9 protein-coding genes are annotated in these 15,092 nt (G+C 68.2%); 5 read left to right on the forward strand and 4 right to left on the reverse strand.

Translation table 11 applies throughout. From position 1 onward, the window contains the following. Positions 1–311: 311 nt before the first annotated feature. Positions 312–1,799, reverse strand: a complete 1,488-nt coding sequence (locus tag KEG38_RS29735; protein ID WP_272423283.1) for a Kelch repeat-containing protein — start codon at positions 1,797–1,799, stop codon at positions 312–314. Between the two features lie 231 nt (positions 1,800–2,030). On the opposite strand from KEG38_RS29735, the gene KEG38_RS29740 reads away from it, so the two are divergent. From KEG38_RS29740 to KEG38_RS29760, 5 genes are all read left to right on the forward strand, one after another. After that, a complete protein-coding gene (locus KEG38_RS29740) occupies positions 2,031–3,254 on the forward strand; it encodes a hypothetical protein (RefSeq protein ID WP_272423284.1) in 1,224 nt (407 codons plus the stop codon). A 41-nt stretch (positions 3,255–3,295) separates the two neighbouring features. Further along, positions 3,296–4,570, forward strand: a complete 1,275-nt coding sequence (locus KEG38_RS29745) for a hypothetical protein (RefSeq protein WP_272423285.1) — start codon at positions 3,296–3,298, stop codon at positions 4,568–4,570. Between the two features lie 2 nt (positions 4,571–4,572). Next, positions 4,573–5,406, forward strand: a complete 834-nt coding sequence (locus tag KEG38_RS29750) for a hypothetical protein (RefSeq protein ID WP_272423286.1) — start codon at positions 4,573–4,575, stop codon at positions 5,404–5,406. Between the two features lie 11 nt (positions 5,407–5,417). Next, complete coding sequence (locus tag KEG38_RS29755; RefSeq protein ID WP_272423287.1) at positions 5,418–6,941, forward strand: hypothetical protein; 1,524 nt, start codon at positions 5,418–5,420, stop codon at positions 6,939–6,941. Positions 6,942–7,084: 143 nt separating this feature from the next. Next, complete coding sequence (locus KEG38_RS29760; RefSeq protein WP_272423288.1) at positions 7,085–8,539, forward strand: hypothetical protein; 1,455 nt, start codon at positions 7,085–7,087, stop codon at positions 8,537–8,539. Between the two features lie 321 nt (positions 8,540–8,860). Here the strand turns inward: KEG38_RS29760 and KEG38_RS29765 are convergent, their stop codons facing one another. The 3 genes from KEG38_RS29765 to KEG38_RS29775 form a co-directional block, all read right to left on the reverse strand. Beyond that, the gene (locus KEG38_RS29765) at positions 8,861–12,805 is read right to left on the reverse strand and encodes a hypothetical protein (RefSeq protein WP_272423289.1); all 3,945 of its coding nucleotides are present in this window, start codon (positions 12,803–12,805) and stop codon (positions 8,861–8,863) included. A 425-nt stretch (positions 12,806–13,230) separates the two neighbouring features. Continuing rightward, a complete protein-coding gene (locus KEG38_RS29770) occupies positions 13,231–14,064 on the reverse strand; it encodes a hypothetical protein (protein WP_272423290.1) in 834 nt (277 codons plus the stop codon). After that, positions 14,061–15,059 (reverse strand): AAA family ATPase, encoded by a 999-nt coding sequence (locus KEG38_RS29775; RefSeq protein ID WP_272423291.1) that lies wholly within the window; start codon positions 15,057–15,059, stop codon positions 14,061–14,063. Before KEG38_RS29775 ends, KEG38_RS29770 begins: the two co-directional genes overlap by 4 nt. Positions 15,060–15,092 lie beyond the last annotated feature (33 nt).

Genomic DNA, 15,092 nt, shown 5'->3' on the forward strand with positions numbered 1-15,092 from the left:
CCCCTGGACCCGGACCAGCGCAAGCGCTGGACTCGGGGTCGATGAACTGCGCGATGCGCAGTTCATCGAACGGGCCGTGGCAAGACTGGCGACGACCTTGCCAGTCAAACCCGCAGCGTTGACGTGCCTGCTCGAGCGCTGCTGTCTCAGCTGGCAACGCCGCTCGTGGTCTTGCCCCGGGCCCGTCCGAGAAACCGCGCGTTGCGCGGTTTCTCGGCCCTCGGTCCAGGCCGTGCCTGGTCCGGGGTGCAGGGGGCGGACAGCCCCCTGCTGGGGTGCGGGGCAACGCCCCGCTCCGCTCCGCGCATCTGTCAGGGCTGCGCTTCGGCCCCGGTGCCGAGCGCGCCATTGGCGTCGCGGCCGCCCCACACGAGGATCCGCGAACCTGTCCATACGGCCGTCGCGTCGCGGCGTGAGCTCAGCGTGGGCACCTCGGGGATCGGCTCCCACGTCCCGCCGTTCATCCCGGGCGTGTACCTCCCGCCGTCGCCGAGGCTCCCCGTGCAGACGAGATCGCCGCAGCCTCCCCAGACGACCATGGACGACCCGGTCCAGACCGCGACGTGCGACCGCCGCGCGCTTGGCGCGCCTGTCGTGCTCATGGGCGCCCACGTGCCTTGCGCGCCGTCCTTGGGGTTGAAGATCCCGCCGGTATCGAGGTAGGGCCCGCCGTTCCAGCCGCCCCAGATGAAGATTTCCGAGCCCGTCCACACCGCCGTGTGGGACTCGCGGAATGACGCCGCGTTCGTGTTCGAGGTCTTTGCTGTCCACTGGTCGTCGAGCGGCGAGTACATCGCGCCGTCGCCGAGCCAATCGAAGAAGTCCATCCCGCCCCACACGATCATGTGCTCGCCGGTCCATGTCGCGGAGTGCTGCGTGCGTGGGCTCGGGGCGCCCACCGTGCTCGTCGGGGTCCAGGTCTTCGTTGGGATGTAGTAACGGCCGCCGGAGAGCAGCGCCTGGTCGGTCCCCGCGGTCCCTCCCCAGACGATCATGTACAGGCCCGCCGCGACGGCCGAGTGCCGGATGCGCGCTGTCGGCTCGTTCGCCGTCGGCAGCGGCGTCCAGGTATCGGTCTTCGGGTTGTAGCTCGCGCCCGCGCCGACCAGCCCGTTCGTCGAATACCCGCCCCACACGATCATGACCTGGCCCGTCCAGACGGCCGTGTGCCCGAAGCGCGGGGAGGGGGCGTCGACGGTGCTCATGGCTTTCCACGTCTTCGCCATCGGATCGTAGATCGCGCCGTCGCCGAGCAGCGGATCCGAGCCGCCGCGCTCGCCGCCCCAGATGATCATGTGCGTGCCGGTCCAGATCGCGGTGTGGTTGAAGCGCGGCGAAGGCGCGTTCTCCGCGGGCAGCGGGACCCACGAGAGGCAGGCACCACCGACTGCTGCGTGCGAGATCATCCCCGTCTGCGGATCGCAGGAATCGGTCGTGCACGGATCGCCGTCGTCCGTGGCGACCGGCTGGGGCACGCACGCGCCTGCCGCGTCGCAGGTGAAGCTTTCGACGCAGGGCTCCGGGGTGCCGCACGACGTGCCTATCGCGAGGGGCGTCGACGCGCACGCGCCCGCTGTGCACGTGTCTGCGGTGCAGGGGTTCTTGTCGTCGCAGCTCGTGTCCGAGGTGCAGCCCGCGTCGCCGCTGCTGTCGGGCGCGCCTGCGTCCGGGGCGTCCGTGTCTTTGGGGATGAGATCGTAATCAATCTCGGCGATGAGCACGCAGCTCGTGACCGACGACGCGGCGAGCGCGGCGAGGAGCGCGCTCGCGAGGGCGAGCGACGCGCGGCGGGGAGACATCCCTTTTCGGTACCAAGGATGTCGTCGAGCTTCAAGAACTCCTTCCCATGGCGGGAATAGGGGCGCATAATCCGGATCTGATCTCTCCTCGTCCTCGATCCTCGAGACGAGGCGAATCGAAACGAGGACCGCGCGGATCGATGCCGGACAAGGCGCGCGCCCTCGGGTTCCCGGGCCTCCCCGGGTGGACATGCATCGATCCACCTGGATCACCCTCGATCCTTTATGGCAGTGAAAACTTCTCGTGAAACCGGATCCCGGGGCCGCTCCATTCTGGGGCTGCTTCTGTCGCTCGGCGTTGTGGTCACGATCGCGGGGATGAGCGCCTGTTCGAGCAATAACTCGGAGGGCTCCTCGGAGGGGACCGGCGCGAGCGGGGGCGCGGGCGGGGCCGGTGGGGGCGAGCCTGCGGGGCCGACGCCGTACGAGCTTTTCCTGAAAATCGAGCCCGACCTCGTGGCGAATTGCAATATCTGCCACAAGAAGGGCGGCTCGGCGCCGGCGCCGTTCCTCGCGGGGGAGACGCCCGAGGAGCGGTACCAGACGATAACGTTCTGGCCGGGCATCGTGACCAAGGCGCCCGAGCAGAGCATTCTGCTCACGCACCCGGAGTCGCCGAACCACGGCGGCGGCGAGGCGCCGAAGATTCCGGAGAACGTCAAGCCCGGCGTCCTCGAGTGGCTCACGGCGGAGGCCGACGGCCTGCCGGATGGCAACGGCGATATCGGGCCGAGCGTGCGTCCGTTCCGGCCTTTGCCCGGCGGCGCGCTGAACACGGTCTACCTCGACGCGCTCGGCGAGGATTTCCAGTACATGTCGATCGCGTTCTTCGCGGAGGCGATCGGCGGCACGAGCGACGCGCCCACGATGCTCCGGCTGACGAACATCACGGTGCACCCCGTGGTGGACAAACCGCTCCACATCGTGCACCCGGTCTTCACGGTGTACGTGCCCGGACAACCGGGTGATCCGGATCCGGTCGACAGCTTCTCGAACCTCGACCAGACGTTCACGCTCGGCGGAGACAACACGCTCGGCACCGGCGAGGTCGTCCTGACGAACTGGCAGAAGGGGGCCTATCTCGGGATCGCGTTCGAGCTCATCGAGGTTTACGGCGGCAATGCGGGCCCGGGGACGGGGTGTAACGATCTCGTGAACTTCCAGCAGAACGTCGTGCCGGCCATGCAGACGTGCATGATGAAATGCCACGGCGGGGCAAACCCGCAGGCGAAAGGCACGATGGATCTGTCGGAGCTCAATGTGATGATGCCCTCGGCGGCATGCCAGGAGGTGCGGGCGCGCATCAAGCCGGGTGATCCGGCGGCGAGCCAGATCCTGCAGGTGACGGATCCGGTGCAGCCGATCGTGCACATGTACAAATTCGACGGTGATCTGAACGCATACAACGCTTTCAAGACCAAGGTGGAGCCTTGGATCATGGCGGAGCAGCAATGACAATGAAATGGGGCAAGAGAGCGTGGACCGGGACCGCGCTGATGGGACTTTCTTTGGTCCTTTCTGCGTGTAACCCGGACGATCCCAACAAGCTCCTCGGCGGGCCGCCTGCCAATGGGGGCAAGCCCTGCCCGCCCTCTCTGGGCGGCGAGGGCGGATCCACGGCGTCGACCACCGTCGGCAATGGCGGATCGGGCGGCGATCCGACGACGACGAGCGGCGGGACGACGGGCGGCGGCGAGGTGAAGACCGTGCTCGACGAACGCATCGTCTCGTACAGCGAGGCGCTGCGCACCGCGAGCCTGAAGCTCGTCGGCAAGCTGCCGAAGAACGACGAAATCGAGGGCATCCGGAGCGCGGCGGATCCGAAGCAGGTCTACGAGACGTTCGTCGACCAGTACATGGCGTCGCCGCGGTTCGCCGCCGTGATGATCGATTACTGGAAGAACACGTTCCGCTCGGGCGCAATGGCGGCGAACGAGGCGCCGAACCGCAACAACGCGCCGCTCTTCGCGGCGAAGGTGACCGTCGAGGGCAGCGATTATCGCCAGCTCTTCACGGCCACGAGCGGCACCTGCCCCACGTTCGACCCGGCCGCCGGCACGTTCACGCCCGTCGATTGCGCGAACGGCCCCGCCGCCGCGCCCGCGGCCGGCGTGCTCACGGACGCGGGCCTCATGGCCCAGTACGCGAGCGCGCTCGCGTTCCGGCGCGTGCGCTTCATCCAGGAGACGTTCTCCTGTCGCAAGATGCCGGCCGAATACCGGGCCACGCCGGAGCCGAAGGGCGGCGGTTTCTATACGTCGCCCTGGCCGTTCGAATCGATCGGCGGCGCGGCGAACGGCGGTCGTGTCGACTTCCTGGATTACTCGTCGACGATCTGCGCGAACTGCCACGGTTCGATGAACCATCGCGCCCCGCTTTTCGCGGCCTACGACGACGCCGGCAAATACGTCGAGCCCGTCGCCGGAATGGACGGCATCCTCGAGTTCTCGGCCACGGTGCCCATCGACGGCAATCCGAAGGTCAAGCAGAGCGATTACCTGCCCCCCGGCGAGACGACGGCCTTCAAGTTCGGCGAGCCCGCGGCGAACCTCCTCGAGTTCGGCCAGCGCATGGCGGCCGACGACGAGGTTGCCCGTTGCGCGGTGGTCCGCGTCTGGAACTACGCCCTGTCGAAGGGCGACGCGGTCTACGATCTGGCGGACGTGCCCGATTCGGTCATCGCCCCGCTCGTCACGCAATTCAAGACAAACTACAACCTGCGCGAGATCATCCGCGCCGCGTTCGTCCACGACGACTTCGTGAGGTATTGATCATGGCGCGGAGCTTCCTCGGCTGGGCGCTGCCCGGCCTGTTCTTCACGATCGGCTTCGGATTCGCGGCGTGCCTCGGCAGCTCGGATCCGATGGGCGAGGACTGCGAGCCGACGACGTCGGGCCCCGGCGTGGGCGGCAATGGCGGCACGGGCGGCGCGGGCGGCGCGGGCGGCGGCACGGCCGGCGCGGGCGCGCAATCGAACGGCGATCCCGAGACGAGCGAGAATGGCAGCAACAACTTCCACCACCCGATGGACCCGACGCAGGCGGGCCAGGACGATCCGTTCGAGATCCTGAAGAAGCGCGCGGCCGAAGGACCGCCGGAGATCCGCACGCGGCTGCATTCCTGCAGCAAGCTCACGTATGCGGCGCTCGGCGATCTGCTCACGACGCGCGGCGTGGATCTCAACAAGGTGGCCGCGGCGGGCCAGCCTCCGACGGCGGGCCAGCTCTTCAAATCGGCGGCGACGAAGGATTCGCTCGGCGTGGCGAACTTCGACGCGCGCATGGGCGAGTCGTATTTCTATACGATCTCGGCGGCCGCGAAGGTGCTCGACATCTTCATCCAGGCCGCGCCCGAGATCATCCAGAACATCGAGAACGCCGAGGAGTGCAAGATCAACGGCGCGGGCAATCCCATGTTCGACGCTGCCACGGGCAGGTGCGTCTACAACTCGCTGAGCTGCATCATGGGCCGGCCGGCGACCGAGGACGACATGGACCTCTGCAACCTGATGATCGAGCAGGCGAACAAGGCGGATCCCAAGGATCTCGCGAACAAGCGCGCGCTCACCGTCGCTGCGTTCCTGAGCGCGGCGCATACCTGCGAGTAGGAGAACGGGCCATGGCAAACTACAAACTCAAGGATTTGCGCGGCCCCCAGCGCCGGAACTTTCTCCGGCTGATGGCTGCGGCGGGCGCGGGCTTCGCGCTCGAGCGCTCGCGGCTTCTCAATTTCATCGCCGACGAGGGCGGCACCGCGCTCGCCGCCGAGGCGTGCGGCGAGACGAACCGCCACGTCGGTATCGTCTCCGGCGGCGGCAATTTCTGCCTCTGGCAGCTCATCTGGCCGCTTCCCGACGTTGCCGCGTCCATGAACCCGGCCTTCGCGTACGACGCGGTCGGCCAGGGCTTCATGACGAACTACGTCGACGATTCGTCGTATTTCAAGTCGGGCGCCGCCGACCGGCCGATGTATTACGGCCCGGATTCGCCGTTCGTCGATCAGGCGACGCAGACCGTTATCCGCCCGATGACCGCGTACCTCGTCGCCGACACGGCCGTGCACCACCGCAAGCCGCTCCGCCAGATCACGATCGACGGCGCGCTCCCGGGCAACACGAACAACAGCGGCGACGGCGTCGTCGGGAACAGCGTCACGCTTTTTGCCGCGATTGGCGCATTGCAACGCACGACGACCTCGATCCTGCCCTCGATTGGCGTCGCGCCCGCCTCGATTGGCTCCGCCCCGGGCGCGCCCACGCTCTCGGTCGTTCCGAGCGCGGACTCGATGGTCGATCTGTTCAACAGCGCCGCGTCGAAGGCGATCCTGCTCGCGCAGGAGGACAAGTCGATGTTCGAGACCTATTACAAGGCGATCCTCGGCCTGCGCGAGGCCGCGGGGCGCCCGACCTGGGCCCGCGAGCTCGACATCGCCAAGAAGGCCTCGAACCTGATTGGCCGAAACCTCGCCGCGCAGCTCATGCCGTCGACCGAGGACCTCGCGTTTTACGGGGCCACCGCGGTCCAGGGCATGGATGCGAGCATGTTCTTCGGTGGTCAGAACGGCAAGGACAGGCTCCTCAACCTGGCCAAGGCCCTCATCATCACGAAGAAGGCGTTCACGCTCGGTTTGACGAACCAGGTCATCATCGGCGTCATTGCCGAGACGGGCGGCGGCATCTTCACCGATCCGCACGAGACCTTCGCGCAGCTCCCCGGCGCGCGGAACGTCATCAAGTATTACGGCATGTTCCTCGACCGGTTCTACCAGGACCTCGCGAATTCGCCGGATCCGGCCTGCACCGCGAAGAACCTGGACAAGACCGTCATCACCACGGTCCACGGCGATCACCCGCACGATCCGCTCACGCGAAACGCGTGGCCAGACTCGACCCCGGGCGGCGCGAACTGGATCTACGTGATGGGCAATGGGTACCTCCCGGCCGGTTGGCACGGTCATCCGAAGACCAACAACACGGCATTCGGCATCGACCCGACGACGGGCCTGAGCACCGATTACAACGGGACGAAGTCCGTGCACGCCGCGAGCGCCGCGATCCTCTACGCGATCGCGAACGGCGACATGAAGAAGGTGACGGAATTCTACAAGGGAGACGCCATCACCGCGCTCGTGAACAAGGTGTGACCGAGGCACCCATTCGATGACGTCGGCCGCGGAGCGATCCGCGGCCGAAGTCTTTTGTGGGGTACGAACGTCGAAGAGCGCGGGCGGCGAAGAGGTGTAAGGTCGAATCCGGCCCGAACGTTGTCGAGACTGAGGTGGAGCGAATGAAGCGGAGCATGGTGGGTTTTGCGGCGTTCTTCGCCGCGGGTGTCGGGCTCGCGATCGGGTGCGGGGGTGGGCCCGCGGTCGTGCAAAGCAGTGATCAGGCCGCCGAGCCGCTCCCCTCGCAAGGGAAGACCGAGCCCACGGCGAAGCCCGCGGCAACGCCCGTCACGACCGGCACGGCGCCCGAGGTGGCGACAGGGCCGACCGAATGGGGGATCGTGGGGCCGGAGCCGGCAAAGGCTGTGGATTACCCGAGCGTCGTCGCGAGGGTCGAGTCGATGATCCGCGACCGCAACGTCATGGCGGGGGCGCAACGGCGCGGTTTGTCGGTCATGAACGTGATGTGGGAGGACACGGGCCGCGCCCAGGGGTCTTCGGTCGGGCCGAACATCTCGGACCTGACGCTGCAGGTGCGCTTCCACGACGAGAGCGGGAGTTATTTCAAGACGGCGCTGATGCCGGTGATCCGATTTCCGAATTTCACGGACCGCACGGGCGACATCCCGGCCGATCGGTTTTTCGTGCGCGTCGGCAATCAGAAGGCGGGCAGCCAATCCATCGAATCGGTGCCGCTCAAGGACGTGCTGAAGGACATTCGCGCGTTCGCCAGCGTGCCGAGCTCGATCCTCGGCAATGGCAACCTGCTCGCGCCACGGGACACCCATTTCCTGGTGAGCGCGCAGGCCGTGTTCCTGCCGATCCCGAAGACGGGCAAGGCCGAGTTCAACCCGGTCATTTTCAATTACCAATCGGCCCCGAAATCACCCGCCGTGCTCACGCTTTTGGTGACGCGCGAGGGGACAAGCATCAGCGTGATCGAGAATCGCCGCGAGGACATGGGCATGCGCGGGGGCGGGCAGGAGCTCTACTTCAACAACAAGGGTCAGCGCGCCTCATTCACGGCCGAGCGCCGGAGCGACGTGAAGGCGCGCATCGAAGCGCAAGGCGGGCCGAAGACGGAGGCCGAGAAGAGCGCCCTCGCAAAGGGAGCAGACGTGCTCTTCCTGGTGCAGGTGCCGCTCGTGCACGCGCAGCGCGGGGTACTCGGCGGTTCGGTGCCGACCATGCCGGCCATAGAGCCGAAAAGCGGCGGGGCGCCGATGCCCATGGCCACGGCCACGACCAAGCCGTCGAAGACGGCCGATCTCCTGCCCAGCGAAGAGAGCGACGTGGAGCAAGCGGTGCTCGGCCACGGCCCGAACCTCGGGCCCTACAACGAGGGGCGGAACCTGCGGCTCGTGCGCGATCCCAAGTTCCCGATCCGAGTGACGGTGCAGTTCTACAAGGCGACGAGCAACGGCGTCGTGAACGAGTCGGACCTCGACGCCATCGCGCAGTCGATCGGGAGCGTGTACGAGCACGCCGAGTTCGTCGGCTCGCTCGTGGTGCCAGAGGGAGATCCGCGGAGGCCGACAGCGTGGCAGACGATCCCAGGGGAGTGGTTCCCCTGGTGATACTCAGGCCCTGAAGCCGCTGCGCTGGGGCGTTGCCCCAGGCCCCACCGGGGCTATCCGCCCCTGGACCCGGACCAGCGCAAGCGCTGGACCCAGGGTCGATGAACTGCGCGATGCGCAGTTCATCGAACAGGCCGAGGCCCTGCCAACCAAGACAGCCGCACTGCCCTCTCGACTGGCAACGCGGTCCAACGGGCCCGTTGGAAGAACTGCGCGGAGCGCAGTTCTTCCACCCTCGGTCCAGGCCGTGCCTGGTCCGGGGTGCAGGGGGCGGACAGCCCCCTGCTGGGGTGCGGGGCAACGCCCCGCGCATCCACCCTCTCAGGCCGGGAGCGACAGCGCTTCCTCCACCCACGCGCGCGCCTTCGCGGCGAGCGCGGACAGGCGCTCGGCATCCCACGTCGCGCGCGGCAGCGGGATCTCGCGACGCGTGACGGTGTTCCGCGTGTCGAAGAGATCGCAGAAGGATTGGAGCGCGAAGGCCTTGCGGAATCGATCCACGAGCGCGTGCTCCTCCGCCTCACATAGGTACGTCTCCGCGAGCCGAGCGAAGCCCTGGACCTCGTTCGCCTCCCACACGAGTGGGACGTCGAGGACGCGCTGCGCGGCTCGCGCGTCTCCTCGCGCGAGTGCCTCGTCTGCGGCGGCGAGGGTGCGCACGTAGTCCCGCACCAAGACTTGCTTGGGCGCCCATGGCCTCTCCTCCGAGAGCGGCACGCAGAGCGGAATGAGCTGCTCGGGTTCGCACGTGCCTTCCTTGTACGTGGCCGAGCGATCGAGCTCGACGAGTGCTGCCTCCGGTTCGCCGAGCATCAGGAGCGTGATCCCACGCAAGTGATGGAAGTGCTTCACGTCTGCCTCCTCGGAGAGCTGCGAAGGATCGATGCCGTCGAGCTGCTCGAGCGCATTTCGCCACTCGGCCACACAGGCGAGCGAGCGCGCGAACGACAGGCGGACCCGCGGGTGATGGGGGAACTTCGCGCATACGAGCTCGTCGACGTGTCCTGCGGTCGCGTGCTCGCCGATCGCGTAGAGCCCTCCCTCGAACGCCAGAAGCTCGTCGGGACCGGCCTTGCTCTTTGCCCACGCGAGGCGGCGCTTCAACCCTTCCTTTCCCTCCTTCCGCAGAGCGCGCTCCTCTGCGATCGCCGCCGCGAGGTGCCTTCCTGTCGGCTGGTGGCAGAGCAAGCGCCTCGCGTACAGAGACCTCACGGGCAGGCTCGGGAAGAAGAACGCCCCGGTGGTGTGGCCCTCGGGAACCTTGGGGGGCTCGGCGTCGAGCGGCACGATCGTCGGGCGTCCCTCGTGCACCACGAGGAGCGCCGCGTGGTGGTTGCCAGGCGTCGCGAGGAGGATCGAGGACCGCGGCACGCGGACGCGGTACACGATGGAAGGGCCTGCCTGTCCGTGGCGGAGGCCGAAGAGCAAGGGGCCATCCCCTTGCATGTCGAACAGCACGAACCACATCCCTGCCGAGGCGCTCCCGACCCCGGTTCCTTCGTAGATGCCCGTCACGCCATCGAAGAGCTGGAAGGGCCCCACCCCTCCCGCGCCCCCCTGGACGAACCCCCACAGCGCGCCTTGGGGGTCCTTCGGCCCGTACTCGGCGCAGGCGACGCCGACGACGCTCTCGCCGTCGGGGCAAGGGACCACCGTGAGGGATAGGAGTGCGGTGGGGATCGGCGCACCGGATGGCGCGCCGCGGGGCGAGTAGAACGTCGTTCGCCCGGTGTCCTTCTCGTTGTCGGCTTCCACGACGACGACGCGCGGCGCCGAGAGTCCCTCGACGCTGTGGATGTTGACGCGCGGGAAGCGGTGCTCGCGGATCTCGCGGACGAGCCGCGAATCCTGGAGGTCGAACACGCGGATCACGTTCGACATGTCGCGCGAGCTGCGTGTCCGGAGCCAGAGGTACCGCCCATCCGGGCTGACGGTGCCCTCTTCGATGCGCAGCTCCGGCAGCGTGTCCTCGAAAATGCCCTCTTCGATCGTCGGCACGACGGCGCCGTCGTTGCGGAGGATGTTCGGCCACCATGCGAGCACGGTCCAGTCGTCCGTGTCGATCTCGAGCACGCCTCCGCACCGTCCGGCGAGGATCAAGCGATGGCCTCGGAGCGCGAATGTCAAGAGCTCGAGGGACCTCGGCGTCCGCAGGAGTACGCGCGTCCGGAGCGCGCCTGTCGCGACATCGATCACGCGGACGAAGACCCACGGGCCCCTCGTCGAGGGGACGATGAGCACGGCCTCCTCGCGCTCGTTGCGCGTCCGCACGAGCATCGTTTCCCACTTCCACCGCGGGAATACCCGCGCGTCGTGGAAGATCGCCAGAGGCCCCGCCGTGACGCCCTCTCCCTCGAACACCTCGACCTGCACGGAAAACGCGCGCCGCACCTCCGCGCGGATCTCCCCGCGCAGGGCTGCGATCCGCGCTGCTTCCTCGCCCTCCACACGCGCCGCGAGCTCCTCGCACACGGCGAGCGCGCGCAGGGCATCCCCCTCGCGCCGGAGCTGCTCGATCGACGCCGCGAGCGTGTGACGCTCGACGATCCTCTGCACCTCCGCGTGAAACCGATCGAACGCCGCGACCTCCTCCTCCGGCAGATCCTTGCGTTGCACCTCGCCGAGCAGCTTGCTCGCGTGCGCCGCATCGCCTGCCTCCATCACCCGCCGCGCGGCCTCGACCCGCCCGGTCGCGACGCGCCGACGTTCCTCCGCGATCGCGGCCTGCGCGCGCTTTCGTACGTCCTCCGCGGGACCGAACCCTTGCAGCACTCTTCCGTGTGCGTCGACGAGCTCCATCGCCGTCTCCGGGGCTCGCTCGGCGAGCTCCGCGGCGCGGTGGAGCGCGACGATCGCGGCCACGGCTGGCTTTACCTTCGCGCCTTCGCCGGGCGGCGCGACGGCATCCATCCACGCGAGGACCTTCGCGCTCGCGTGCTCCTTCACCCGGATGCGCCCCGCGGCGGGCAGCGCGGCGTACGCGGCGAGCCCCTCGGCGAGCGCGCTTGCGGCGATCAGCTCGGCGATCGCCGCGACGCGCGCTTCGTCTTCCCGCGCGCGGGCCTCGGCGAGCTTCGCGGCGATCCGTCGTTCCGCGGGCGCCGCCTCGTGCTCTGGCAGCCCGAGGCCTTTGGCCGCTTCGAGCAGCGCGACGGCTTGCACGGTCTCGCCGCGCTCGAGCGCCTCGTGTGCGTCGTCGAGCTTTCGCCGCGCCTCGTCCCGCTTCTTTTGCTCCTCGACACCACGGAGAATCCTCCGGGCGACGTCGCTCTCCGGGTGAGCCGCGAGGATCTCGCGGGCTCGTTCTTCCGCGCCGGGGAGATCACCCTCCGCGAAGAGCCGTGAAGCTTCCGCTTCCGCGGGACCTCGCGTCGCGGCCCGTGCCTTCGCGAGCGTGGCGGCGAGGCCGGCGAGCTCTGGGTGTGTGGCGTCCATGGCTCGCGCCCGCGCGAGATCGTCCGCGGCCACGGCGAGGTTTTCCGTCGCGAGCGCGCTTTTCGCCAACGCCACGAAGATCTCGGCGATGCGCGCCGGTGGGGCCTTTGCGCTCGTGGCCGGAAGCAGGTGAAGGGCGCGGGCGCGGTCTTCGCGCCTCGCGGCGGCGAGCGCGAGGAGGAGACGCACGTGGACATCGGCGAGCGTCTCCGCGGGGAGCGTCTCCTCGATGTCGAGCGCCTCCTTGTCCGCGCCGAGCGTGCCTACGAGGAGCGCGAGGAGCGCGCGCGCGGCGTCCACGTCACCGCCGCTCCGGGCGAGCGCTTCTTCGAGGTGGGTCCGCGCGAGCTCGTAGTCGTACTCCGCGAGCGCATCTTCGGCCGCGCGGAGCAGATCCGGGACGGCCTCGCCCGCGCGGCTGCCTTCGTGCGGCCGTGGCGTGGGCTTTCGCGGCGCTTCGGGGGCCGGGATCGCGGGGGAGGCGGCCGTATCGATCACGCGCTGGACGAAGGAGCGCGCATCGTCGTCGAGCTCCGCGACGACGGCGTGGCAGGCGTCGAGGCCCGAGGGACGATGGTGCAGGAGGACGACGCCGGGCTCGCCGGGCTCGGGTCGGATCTCGATGCCATCGCGAAAGTGCGTGACGAGCACGCTCTGGAGGCGGCTCTTCAGGGCGTACCGTCGCGCCGTCTCACGCCGATCGAGGCCGAGGCCGGTGGGGTTGACGTCGCGGATCAGGGCGACGAGCTCCCGCGCCTCGGGGCGCACCCGGCCGGCGATGACGTCTTCGGGGTCGAGCGAGGCGCCTCGCTTCTTCTTGTCCTTGGCCATGGGCGTGCCTTTCGGACGATCGGAGGTCCGGACGGGGCGTCGTGTCAAGGGAAGGGAAGGGGGCGCACGTTGGAATGCCCTCCTCAGCGCGTGGACCGCTCTTCAGGGCGCAGGGGATGGTCCCGAAGCCCCGGAAAGCCTGCACGTCGCTCTTCGGGCTACGTGGGAGAAAAAAGCAATCGCGTGGGAAGGTCGCGCGGGCCTGCATGAGGCAACGGCACACGCTCGGCGAGCGAAACGCTTTTCCGTGGGAGCAAAACGCACTTCCGTGGAAGCGAACCGCACTTCCGTGGGAAGAGAGGCGTGTGATGTAGCTTTCTTTACTCGGGCGTGTCGGAGGCTCCCCCCATCGTGTGGGAACGAGGGGCACGTCCGTGGGAGCTCTTCGCTCGTCGGTTTGTTGCGCGGCTGGTTCCGTGGCGGCTTCACCGGCCGAGGCGAGCGCGGAGGGCGAGGCGGAGATCGACGACTTCCTGGGGCACCGTTCGAGCGTTGCGTTGGGCCTGTGCGATGGCCTTCACAAAATCCAACCGTCCCTGGGGATCTGCCGGCCTTTTTTTCGTCCAGATGCGGGTGAGCATCTCGGCGAGGACCTCTTTCCCGGAGACGTGGGTCTTCCACGCGCTGCTGGCGAGCGTCGCGACGTACGTCTTCTGATGGCTCAGCAGGCGTGCTTCCAGGTGGGTGCTCGTCGCTGCGGCCGTGAGGGCCTTCGGCGCGCGCGTCCACCACGCGCTCGTCGTGATCGTGTCGAGCGCCTCCTGCTTCGAGCGCACCTTCGAGCGACCTGGGTGCTCGATGAAGTCCTTCGCGACGACGTCGCGTAGCTCCACGATCGTCGCCCGGCAGGCCATCCACCAGTCGAGCTGCGCCGCGAGCGCCTGCATCTCTTTCTCGATCGTGGCGGCGTCCTTCGGGGAGGTGTTGACCTCGCAGTCGGCCATCGCGCGGGCATCGAGGAGCAGGTTCTCCACCTCGAACGCCTCGCCCACGAACACCTCGACGCCCGGGTCGTTCCAGCGCGTCCGGTTCGACGCGCCGAAGTCCCGATCCCGATACCCGAAGACGTGGTGGAGCTTGTCCTTCCGCGCCGCCTGCACGACGGCCCCGAGGTTCTCGCAGCCCCCGGCGATGTAGATGCCGATCTCCGCGTCGGCCCAGGCGGTATCCAGGTAGGTCCGCGTCTCTTCGTCTTCGACCCAGAGGTAGACGAGCTTGTTCTTGTAGAGCCCCGACAGATGCGAAGGGACGATCGTCATGCATCGCTCTCGGTCGCCGCCGCGGAGCGCGGATCTCCCTCGGGGACGAGGAGAAAGCGCTCGAAGCTATAGGCCTGCTCCCACACGGCATCGGAGTGCGAGGCGACGATGAACTGGGCTTCGGGCGCGAGATCACGCAGCGCGGGGAGGATCGTGGCCTGCCATTGCGGGTGGAGGTGGAGCTCCGGCTCGTCGATGATGAGCAGGCCACCGCGGAAGTCGTTGAGGATGATCCAGCCAGCGAAGGAGAGGAGCTCGATCTCGCCGGAGCTCACCTCGTCGATGGAGCAGATGCGCTGACCGTCGCGAATCACGTAGAGATCGGCGAACAGCTCCTCGGCGTCGGGATCCACGATTTGCGCGTCGATGCTGGTCCCGTCGTTGCCGTGGAAGCGTGCCCAGGCTTCGTTGATACGCTTCAGCCAGGCGTCCGCCTTGCTCGTGCCAGGCGACGCGGCAGCGAACCCACCCCGCGCGCGCTCGTCATTGATTCTCTGCTTGAGGCGCCACAGGCGGTTGGTCTCCGTGTCCGCGGGACGCGCACCGGGGCCGACGAGGGGCTTGATCGGTCCGACGAGATCCGGCGTGCGCCAGGAAGAGAAGTACTCGACCGCGAGGTGTGCACCCCGGGCGAATAGCAGCTGCATCACCTGCCCGGCGGCGTCACGTTGCGAAAGTGCATTCGCCGCGCGGACCCATGTTTTCACGGGGCCATCGTCGAAGGAGACGTCAATTTCGATCCGCGCGCCCTCGGGGAGCACCGTGCGCCAGTGCTGCTCGCGTCGAGCTTTCTCCAGGTCCCGGACGATCAGGTGCTCCTGGCCGAGGCCGAGGAGCACCGCCTCGAGCACGCTCGTCTTTCCGCAACCATTCGGTCCGGCGAGGACGATGTTCCGCGACGGCGCCCCCTTGGGGGAGGTGAGGTCGAGCTCCAGGGGCTCCTGGATCCGTCGGAACTTCTCGATGCGGATGCGGTGGATTTGCGGGACCGGCATGTCTTGCCCTCCGGATCGGCGTTCCGGCGCGAG

The organism is Polyangium jinanense (assembly GCF_028435265.1).
Taxonomy (GTDB): Bacteria; Myxococcota_A; Polyangia; order Polyangiales; family Polyangiaceae; genus Polyangium; species Polyangium jinanense.

Bases quoted from the DNA above. Each gene is read 5' to 3' on its own strand.
- KEG38_RS29735 (WP_272423283.1), bottom strand. From the start codon at position 1,799: ATGTCTCCCCGCCGCGCGTCGCTCGCCCTCGCGAGCGCGCTCCTCGCC.
- KEG38_RS29745 (WP_272423285.1), top strand. From the start codon at position 3,296: ATGGGACTTTCTTTGGTCCTTTCTGCGTGTAACCCGGACGATCCCAAC.
- KEG38_RS29750 (WP_272423286.1), top strand. From the start codon at position 4,573: ATGGCGCGGAGCTTCCTCGGCTGGGCGCTGCCCGGCCTGTTCTTCACG.
- KEG38_RS29755 (WP_272423287.1), top strand. From the start codon at position 5,418: ATGGCAAACTACAAACTCAAGGATTTGCGCGGCCCCCAGCGCCGGAAC.
- KEG38_RS29760 (WP_272423288.1), top strand. From the start codon at position 7,085: ATGAAGCGGAGCATGGTGGGTTTTGCGGCGTTCTTCGCCGCGGGTGTC.
- KEG38_RS29765 (WP_272423289.1), bottom strand. From the start codon at position 12,805: ATGGCCAAGGACAAGAAGAAGCGAGGCGCCTCGCTCGACCCCGAAGAC.
- KEG38_RS29770 (WP_272423290.1), bottom strand. From the start codon at position 14,064: ATGACGATCGTCCCTTCGCATCTGTCGGGGCTCTACAAGAACAAGCTC.
- KEG38_RS29775 (WP_272423291.1), bottom strand. From the start codon at position 15,059: ATGCCGGTCCCGCAAATCCACCGCATCCGCATCGAGAAGTTCCGACGG.